The sequence below is a fragment of the Reinekea sp. genome (assembly GCF_982785585.1).
In genome coordinates this window covers 69,032-79,025 of record NZ_CEYAVF010000016.1, presented here as the reverse complement: position 1 = coordinate 79,025, position 9,994 = coordinate 69,032, and the positions used below count along the sequence as shown (strand labels likewise).

Below are 9,994 nucleotides of genomic sequence, written 5' to 3'. Positions count from 1 at the left end.
ACGCTCAGCTAATTATAGTCCGACAGGTTATAGTGAACAGTTAAATTGGTTGCGTCTTAATGGGGTGGTCCGTTTGTACCAGCGCCACCTCATCCTATTCCAAGCCCTGGGTTTTCTGAATGGTCATGGTAGAACTTCTCCCAGGCGGCTATATGACCTAGTACGACCGGGCAGGGTTAGATGTTTAAACTCGAACTAGATTCATTAACGGCTCAAAAGAGTATAGCGCGGGTCTTCTTCCTGACGCTTCCTCAACAGTTCGAATAATACCTTCATCTAATAACGTTCTGGTGAATCGTGCTGCTGTTGCAGCAGAAATTCCGCTATTAGATGTAAACTTGTTATTGCGGAACACGGGATTTGTAAATACAAAATCAAGAGCTGTTACACTCCATTTTGAAGACAGTACTTCAGCAAAGACTTGCTTCATTTCTTCATAGAGCTCTCTTATATTCTCAGCAATAGCTAAGTTTTTTATGGCTTGCTGTTCGATTGCTTTCAGAAAGAAAGAGCACCATTCATCCCAGTTTCCAGTTTCCGATGCACGCCTCATTGTATCGATGTATTCGTCTTTATTATCCTCGAAATAGCCACTCACATAAAAATGGGGAGATGATATGGTGCCAGACTTCCATAGCATTAACGTTATTAGCATTCGACCAATTCGTCCATTACCATCTTTAAATGGATGCAATGCTTCAAACTCAATGTGAGCCATAGCTGATTTAATCAATGCTGGATCAGTATTTTTACTTATATATTCAAATAATATGTCCAAGCCATCCTGCAATTGCTCAGGGCGAATTGGAACGAATAGTATCTTCTTCTTATTTCGATCAGCGAGATAGTTTTGCTCTTTTTTGAATTCTCCGGGAGACCTGCTAGCACCTCGACCAAACGACAGAAGGCGCTGATGAATTGCTTTTATCATTGATTGAGAAATGGGGTAGCCATCATTCATTGCTTCTTGTGCAGCTTTTAAGGCTCTCTGATAAAGAATGGTTTCGATTACTTCCGATCGTACATTTGGGTTTTCTGTAGCTTCCCCCTTATGGTCCGCTTCGTATTTTAGAATCTCATCCATCGTACTTACAGTGCCTTCCATTCTCGATGAAATAACAGCTTCCTGATTTCTTAGAGGGGCTAATAGTATCTCGCTATTATGCATATTCTTCAGCATCTGATCATATCGAGCTATCGCGTCAGTCGCCTTAATCAAGCTATCAACGAAATTTCCATAATTCATCTGCTTAGGGGGGAATTGGTCGTAGTGATAATGTACTGCATCTTCTAGATCTAGATCCTTAACGTCCATTAGGCTCTCACTATATGGGAAATATTGATATCAATGTAGTTTGACTACTATATTGTTAGTTATTTGAATGTCAAATATCACTAAAAGTGAGAGGCTATCTGTTTAGACGTGAATCTATGGAAGCCTATTCATCTAGACTCTCATTTCTTCATAAATTTGAGAGTCTAGCTATTTTGATATGGATCTATCGAGGCCGAGATCAGGGGTGGAGCGATTATTGACCACCGAGTCTTATCCCTGCAACCGCGCCGCCAACCCCGCCCAGCGATCAACCCGCGCCGTAACCCCTGCGCGCCAAACAGCAGCCGTGCCCAAGCAGCTGAAGCGTTTTTTGGCTCGGGTTAGGCCGGTGTAGATCAGTTCCCGGCTCAGCAACTGCGATTGATGGTCCGGTAACACCAACGCCACTTCATCGAATTCCGATCCCTGAGTTTTATGGATGGTCATGGCGTACACCGTCTCGAAGGTCGGTAAGCGACCCGGCGTCACCGGACGCGGTTCACCCTCGGCCTCGAACCAGACCATTAACTGCCCGTCCTCGTTCGGCCAGACCAGGCCGACATCGCCATTAAAGAGTTTTAGACCATAGTGATTCTGCGTGACCATGATTGGTTGGCCCTTAAAGAAGGGTTGCCGGCTGGGATTGAGCCGTTGGCTGATCCAGTCATTGAGGGCCGTTACGCCGCGTTCGCCGTCACGAAGGGCGCACAGGATGCGGAAGGTCTTTAAGTGCGCAAAGGCCTGGTGCAGATCGGGCTGTTCGGCGATGGCCCGGTAATGGTTGCGAATCCAGCCGTGCAGGCAATCGTGCAGGTCGTGTGCGCCGAGCCAGGTTAGATCGGCGGCATCGGTAAAGACCGCCAGGCTGCCCGAAGCATCGCCCCGGATCACCGCTTGGGCCAGGGCGCCAATGCCACTGCCGTGGGCAAAACGTCGACTCAGGGTCAGTTCTGTTACGCTGTCGAGCGGGGCGCCAAGCTCGATGCTGGCGGCCGGGAGCTTGATACCCACTGCTTGCAACTGGCTGCGGCGGGCTTCGCTGTAACCGGGATGTGGCTTGCGCACCAGATCGGCCAAGACGCTGCCGGCAGCGACCGAGGGCAGTTGATCGGCATCGCCGAGCAGAATCAGCCGCGTGGTCGGTTTGATCGCGCGGAACAGCCGGGCCATCAGCGGTAAGTCGACCATCGAGACCTCATCGATCAACAGCACATCGGCCTCGATCGGGTTATCACCTTGGTGACGAAACTGCAGTCGATTGGGAATGACCCCGAGCAATCGGTGCAGGGTGTGGGCCTCATTGGGGATGGCCTGATCGACCAACATATCCAGATTCAATGCCGCCTTAGCCTCGCGGATTGCCTCGGCCAGGCGCTGTGCTGCCTTGCCGGTCGGCGCGGCCAGTTTAATCACCAGCGGCCGATCGCTCAGGCCCGCGAGCAGCGCAAGAATACGCGTCACCGTATGGGTCTTGCCGGTACCGGGGCCGCCAATAATGGTGCTGACATTGCTGAACAGGCTGTTGGCCGCGGCGACCTGCTGCCAATCGATTTGCCCCGGCGTCGGTGCAAAATAGCTGGCCAAGAGTTTGCGCGCCTGCTCGAGCTGAGCCTGGCTGAGACTGCTGGGTTGTTGATAGCGCTCGGCCAAGAAAGCCAACAGCTCGCTTTCAAACTGCCAATAACGGCGTAAGTAGAGGCGCTGATTGTGCAGCACCAACGGTGACCCATCCTCGGGGCCGATGCCAAAGGTCGATAAGTGCGTCTGCCAATCCGCAACGCTGGGCAAGGCCGGCAGGCCAAACTGGCTCATATCACGGTACGGCGCCTCGTCGAGACACTGCACCAGCGACAGGCAACTGTGCCCCTGTTGTAAGGCATAGCTGACCGCCATCACCGATTGTTTGAACAGCGCATCATCTGTCTGATGCCACTGAGCGATGCTCTCGGCCAATGCGAAGTCGAGCGCCTGAAAGGGGCTGGCTAGGTTAAGCGTCATAGGGTGAGCGTCCCGGTTGGTTGGTCGACAACGTCATGCGGTAGGGCGAAAATTGCATCGAGTCGAGCCAGCAGATCGGCGTTGAGCGGATCGTAAAAAACCCCGCCGGGTTGATCCGGGCCCATGCCGCGCAGATAAAAATAATAGACGCCACCGAAGTGCTCGGCCGGTTGATAGTTCGGCAAGCGCACCTTGAGATAGCGATGCAGGGCGAGGGCGTAGATCAGGTATTGCACATCGTAGCTATTGCTGTGAATGCTGGCCTGCATTGCCTCGTGGCCATAGTCGGCGAGCTGTTCGCCGAGAAAGGTCGACTTATAATCGGCGACGTAAAACTTGCCGTCGCGTTGAAAAATTAAATCGATAAAGCCATGCATCATGCCTTTGAGTTTTAGATGGTCCGGCAGCTGATAGTCGCTGCCGCGGTGTTCGGCAATCAGCTCAGCCAGCAGGCTAACTCGGCTGCCGCGCATGGGAAAATAAAATTCACTTTCGCGCAGGCTCTGCTCGGCACCGAGCTCACCTAGGCTGCCGCCCTGAGTCAGCGGCGCGGCTAGGATCTCGCTTATCCACAGGGTGAACTCAGCCTCTGTGTAAGTGTCGGCAAGACTGCTGTAACGGTCCGCCGCCTGCGCATAGAGTGTGGCGAAATCGGGCGCGGCGAAGTCGGCCGACTCCAGGCAATCGTGTAATAGATTACCGGCCTCGGCGCCCTTGGCCAGGCGAAAGCGTAATGCTTGGGTGGCACTGCTGGCCGGCAGTGCCGGGTCGGTTTCATCGCGGTCCGGTGTGGTGTGGCCGCTGTGGCCCACATGGCGGGTCAGAGCCGAGAACGAACTGAGCCACCAGTCGCGTTCGATATGGCCATTAAACTGGGCCGGTTGCACCGCGCTGTGCGTGCTCGGATCGTGCCAATAGGCTGCCGGGATCTGCCGGTCGGGCACCGTGAGCAGGCTGGCCGCGCCGGCGACGCTGAGCAAGTCGGTCAGGGCCGGCACATCATAGGTCGACTGCTTTAGGGTCAGCGCCAAGGCGGATTTAGGGAAGCTGGCAAAGTTGGCCATACAGCAATAGAGCCGCTTTGAGGCCCGCGTGGCGGCAACGTAAAACAGTCGTACCAGCTCGGCCTGATCCTCTTCGTCGGCCAGCCGGCGGATCTCGTCACTGGCTTGAAAGGATAGATGCGCTGTGCCGCTGTGGCGGTCGTGGTAGCGCACTGCCGAGGCCGCCTTTGGGCTCTTGCCAAAATAGCTGACAAAGGGCAAAAACACGATTGGGTATTCCAAACCCTTGGCGCCGTGCAGGGTAATAATCTTCACCAGCGCCTCATCGCTTTCCAGGCGCAGCAGGTTGCCCTCGCTGTGCGCGCCGTCTTGACGGGCGCGCTCGAACCAATGCAATAGCGCATCGGGCGTGCGCAAATGGCCGCTCTCCTTTTGCAGCCGTTCGGCCAGATGCAACATGTTGGTCAGCTGGCGGTCGACCCGGATTGAGCTGGGCCGAAAATGTTGCTGCAACACCGCCAGCACCATACTCATCAGGCCTAGCTTTTGCCAATCGGTGCGCCACTGTTCAAATTTCGCCTGCCACTGGGCCCACTGGTGTTCGTTCTGCTGCAGGGCTTCCAGTTCGCCGGTACTGAGGCCGATCCATTGGCAGGCCAAGGCGGCAATAAAGGCCCGGTCGTTATCGAACTGCCAGATCCCGGTGAGCAAGAGCAGTAACTGTTCGGCCTCGGCCGACTGAAACACATCGGCGCGCGAGCTCAGATAGACCGAATGGATACCCGCCGCGGTCAGGTAATCCTGCAGCAGTTCGGCTTCGCGATAGCTGCGCACCAGCAGGGCAATGTCGCCGGCTTGCACCGGCACATCATCAACCCGAACCTGGCTGATCAACTCGACTATTTCGGCAACACACCAGCGGGCCATGGTGCTTTGGAATGCCTTGGTTAGGCCCTTGCTGGCGCTCGGGTCGCTGGCAAAATGCACCCACTGCACCGCACTGCGCCGGTCGCCATCGGACCAGACGGGGTCGAGCGCATCGGGCGCCGGATTGACCGCGCGGTATTCGATGTCGAAACCAAAGGTGTGGCGGTTGAGCAGACTTTCCTGCTGCAAAAAGGTTCGGTTGTAACCGTGGATCACCGCCGGATCGGAACGGTAGTTGGTGTTCATGGTCCATTGATAATCGACCTGCTGGCGGGCCTGCAAGTAGGCAAACACATCGCCGCCGCGAAACCCATAGATGGCCTGCTTGGGGTCGCCAATCATGCACACGAAAGCATCCGGCTGCCCGGTATAGAGGGCGCTGAGAATGGCATACTGATCGGGGTCGGTGTCTTGGAATTCATCGATTAAGGCGGCCGGATACTGCTCTAGCAGGGCTGCTGCCAGAGCGTCGGCATTGGGCCCGTGCAGAGCGGATTTGAGCTGAATGATCAGGTCATTAAAACCGAGTTGATCGAGACGGTCCTTATCCTGATGGATATGCGCACGAATGGCTTCGACCCCGGTCAAGGCCAAGCGGATCTTAACGGTATCGCGACCGCTCGCCAGGGCCAACATCAGCTCGTGCGTTGCCGGCATGACGGTTCTTTTGGTGGCCGTACTGAAGCAGCTTTTTAGTTGGCTGGCATCCAGGTCGCGCTCGTCGGCCAGATCGCCATCATCGGCTAGGCGATCGAGCCGCTCCAACGTTGCTCGGTTGAGTGCTCGAGTTTCAGCCTTGGCCCGTTTATTGTCGACATTATGCTTGGCGAAGAGCGGTCGCTCGTCCGGCCAGGCACTGACGAAATTTGCCAATAGAGTGTCCAATTGCGGGGCCGGGGGCAAGCTGATTGGGTGACTGCCATCGATCACCGGTCGCCAATGTTGGATAAATATTTCTGGCGTTTTCCAAGCAGAATACAGAATGTCATAGGTATCGAATTGCATCTGTTCGCGATACCAATCCTGGGTGGCTTGCAGCGTCAGCAAACTGGTGTCGGCTTCTAAATTGGCATTGAAGCTCATGCCACTGAAAAAAGCCTGCTGCGACAGGGCGCGTTTACAGAAACCGTGAATGGTAAAAATAGCCGCCTCATCCAATTGCAGCAGGGCACGGTTCAGTAGGAGTTGCGCGCGCTCGGTAGACATTTTGCCACGCAATGCGACGATCACCGGATCGCTGTCGGTCTGCCAATGCTCCGCCGTTTGGCGTAAAAAACGGCTTAGGCGATTGCGCAGTTCGGCCGTGGCGGCGTTGGTAAAGGTCATCACCAAAATCTGCTCGACACCCAGCTCGCGCTCCAACAGCAGGCGCAAATAGATGCGCACTATATTGTGCGTCTTGCCGGTGCCGGCGCTGGCCTCTATCAGGTGCGCGCCGCGCAAGACCAGGCTGGTGCTGTCTAATTCATTCATGCTCGGCCTCGCTTAGGGTGGTGATTTTAATACCGGCGATCAGTGCACCGTAACAGTCCTGCACGGCGGCCAGGGTGCTGTCGTAGTCTGGCCGCACCGACCAAAACTGGGCGATATAGGAATCATAGCTGTAGCCGCGCTGGTTATAGCTGTCTTGCCAATTCGACGCAAAGGCCTTGTCATCGTCCTTGCCCAACAGGCAGGCCAGCGCCAGATCGGCGTTTAAAAACAACGGCTGCTCCAGACCCTGTTTGAGCACGGCATAGAATGCGCTCAGTTGCGCTTGCGCCTGCTCTACCGGCGCACAGCTGAGCAAGACCAGGCTCTCCTTGGTACCGTGAAAAATGGCCTGGCTGTGGCACGACTCGCCGCCGGCGTTGGCGACCAGATGGTGCAACCAGAGGCTGATCAGATCCTTACCCTTGATCGAAGCCGGGCGCCAAAACAGCAACCCATGCGAGTCGGTCAGCGGCAGGTCGGCGGTTAGCTCAAGTGCCGGTGTTGCGCTGTTGAGTTCGAGTACCCTATGGCTGAGCGTTAGGGTCTGTGCGCCGAGTGCGATCAAATGGCGGCTGAAATCGGCCGCCTGATCTTGCCACTGAGCGATTTCCTCGCCCACCAAGGCGTGCAGCGGCACGGCACTATTGGCCCGGCGATAGGTCAGGATGTCGACCGAGGCGCTCGGAGTCGTTTGCGCTTGAATAGCCTGTTGTATCGACTCAACCTTAATGCTGTACCGGTCGAGGTAACTCATATCAAAGGGTTCGCTGTCGTCCAGGCCCTCGTCGCGATCCTGCTGCAAATATAAACCGAGCCGTTGCTGAGCAAAGTACTGCGCTGGGTGGGTGAAAAATCGGATCCATTCATCCAGTCGCCAATGGTTTTTTAGCTCCGCCAAGGGCGGCACCTGGTGGCCTTGGTCAACCAGTGGGCGGGCATCGAGTAGGCTCGCCCAATGGGCATCGAAGGAAGGCAAAGCACCCTGATAGTTTTTTCGACTGAACGGCTGCAGGGCCATGCGGCGTAAATCGTGAGCGGGGTCGAAGCCATAACCCAGGTTGAGATAGTTGATCAACTCATCAAGCACCAAGGATGGCGGACGCTCTTCATTCTTGTGAATATCGTAACCCTGATAACTTAAATAGAGCGCATCGCGTGCCGATAACAGCGCTTCCAAAAACAGATAGCGGTCGTCACCCCGGCGCGATCGGTCGCCGAGCCGAATCGGGTCTTGGGCCATGAGATCGAAGCCGAGCGGCGGGCGGGTACGCGGAAACTGACCGTCATTGAGTCCAAGAATGGCGACAATACGAAACGGAATCGAACGCATCGGCACCATCGAACAGACGGTGATTTGTCCGGTCATAAATTGGCTGCCGGTCTGTTCCGGGCTGGCAAAGGCTTGCTCCAACACTGCACGCATCACCGTGAGCGGAATTTTTTCCGCCTGTAGGCCGGCCTGATTGGCGTATTCGGTAACATCATTGATCGCCTTAAGCAGGGCCTGATTACTGCGTTCAAACAGTGCATCGCTGGACAGCAGGGCAATCTGGATCTGCTCGATCAGATAGGCCTGCCATTGAGATGGTGTGCGGGCGGCCACTAACTGGGAACGTACATCGCGCAGCTGGCCGATAATCTGGGTGAGCTTACCGAGTAACAGACCGGCACTGCCTTCGACATCGGGCAGCAGAACCTGATCGTTCAGGTAAAGGCTCTGATCGCTGTAGGCAAAGCCAAGTAACAGCCGGTCTAGCCCTTGCTGCCAAGTAAAGTGGTCACTTACTTCGCCTGATACCCACTGTTGCTTGTGCTGGCTGTTCAAGCCCCAATGAATATTGGCGTGCTCCAACCACTGGCTGATGGTTTGAATATCATTGGCCGAAAGCGAAAATTTGGCGGCAATGGCCGGCACCCGTAACCAGGCCAAGATTTGATTCACCTCGAAGCGGGCATCGGGCAGGGTGAGCAGCTCGAGAAAGGCCGCGACCGTAGGATCGGCATCTTTTAGATTACGGTCGGCAATGGAGCACGGCAGGGGCGGCACGCTGTCTTGAATGTTGGCGAAGCTGCGCGCAAAGACCGCCTGCACAAAGGGCGCATAGTCCTCGACATTGGGACACATCACCACCACATCCTTCGGAGTCAGGCTTGGGTCCTGATTGAACTGATGCAGCAACCAATCGTGCAGGGCTTGCACCTCGCGAAAGGGGCTGTGCGCCGAGGTGATGCAGATGCTCTCATCGGCGGGTGGCTCGGGCAGTGCTGGCGGGGTCGGCCGAGCATCCTTGAGCTGTAAGATGTCATCCTGCAATTGGCCGAGAAAAGATTGGCGTCCAACCGGCGAAAACACCTGTAAGTCATAGTGCGCCTTATCGGACAGCAGACGCACAAAGGTCTGGCCCTGGTGGCCCAAGCTGGCGAGTAAGGGGTTACCGACATCGGGCAGGCTGGTGCGTTGCGCGTCCTGCTGTTCTAGGACCCAGTTGGCCCGGGTTTGCGAGGCCCGCACCAGTTCCTTACTGAGTTGTTTTTCCGAGCGCAGTTCATCCCAATACTCGACACTGGGATTGAGATAAAGCAGATGAATATCGACGTCCGCTCGACTGGCAATTTGGCTGAGAAAGTCGAGCCAGATCGGTGCCAGGGCGTTGATACCAAAAATATAAAAGGTGCCGGGCAATTTGGCCGCTGGCTGGTCGATAGACCCCAAGGCGGCTCGCATTAACGCCAGTGGATGGTCGGCGTTTTGCGCGACCAGGGCTTGCCACAGCTTAGCCTGCCAATGGGGCGTAGCACCGGTCTGCCACTGCTCAATCCACTCGGGCCGAAACATCAGATACTGTTCATAGAGATCGGCCAGCTGTTCGCTCAGTTGAAAGCGACGGCTGTCACGCAGGGTTGCAGGTTGGTCTTGCCAATATTGGGTCGGTTCGGCCATCAGCGGATCGTCAGCCAGCGCAGGGGTTTGCAATAGGGCGTAGATACGCCAAGCCAAAATCTCCCGACTGTACACCGACCGCTCCGGGATGCGCTCCGGCCCCAATATGAGCCGAATCAGATCCCAGAAATAGCGCACCGGCAACGGATAAACGGCGTTCATGCAGATTTGCCGGCTCGGTAACTTGGCCAGCTCCATACTCAACCAATGCTGCATACCCGGGTGTTGCACCAAAATGACATCGGCGGCCAGCACCGGCGCGGTGGAGGATTGCAGCAAGGTATCGAGCGCGCTGACCAGGTTTTCAAGCCGGTTCGACGGGTAGGTATAGAGCAT

The 9,994-nt window shown here is 55.7% G+C and carries 4 protein-coding genes; all 4 read right to left on the bottom strand.

Translation table 11 applies throughout. From position 1 onward, the window contains the following. Nucleotides 1–184: 184 nt before the first annotated feature. The 4 genes from AC4FIC_RS08320 to recC all read right to left on the bottom strand — a co-directional run bounded on the left by AC4FIC_RS08320 (nucleotide 185) and on the right by recC (nucleotide 9,994). On the bottom strand, nucleotides 185–1,315 hold the full coding sequence (locus AC4FIC_RS08320; RefSeq protein ID WP_100258400.1) for a Fic family protein: 1,131 nt from the start codon (nucleotides 1,313–1,315) through the stop codon (nucleotides 185–187). 231 nt (nucleotides 1,316–1,546) lie between these two features. Further along, a complete protein-coding gene (recD, locus tag AC4FIC_RS08315; protein WP_476194548.1) occupies nucleotides 1,547–3,313 on the bottom strand; it encodes an exodeoxyribonuclease V subunit alpha in 1,767 nt (588 codons plus the stop codon). After that, nucleotides 3,310–6,717 (bottom strand): exodeoxyribonuclease V subunit beta, encoded by a 3,408-nt coding sequence (recB, locus tag AC4FIC_RS08310; RefSeq protein WP_476195108.1) that lies wholly within the window; start codon nucleotides 6,715–6,717, stop codon nucleotides 3,310–3,312. Before recB ends, recD begins: the two co-directional genes overlap by 4 nt. Continuing rightward, nucleotides 6,710–9,994 (bottom strand): exodeoxyribonuclease V subunit gamma, encoded by a 3,285-nt coding sequence (gene recC, locus AC4FIC_RS08305; RefSeq protein WP_100258397.1) that lies wholly within the window; start codon nucleotides 9,992–9,994, stop codon nucleotides 6,710–6,712. Before recC ends, recB begins: the two co-directional genes overlap by 8 nt.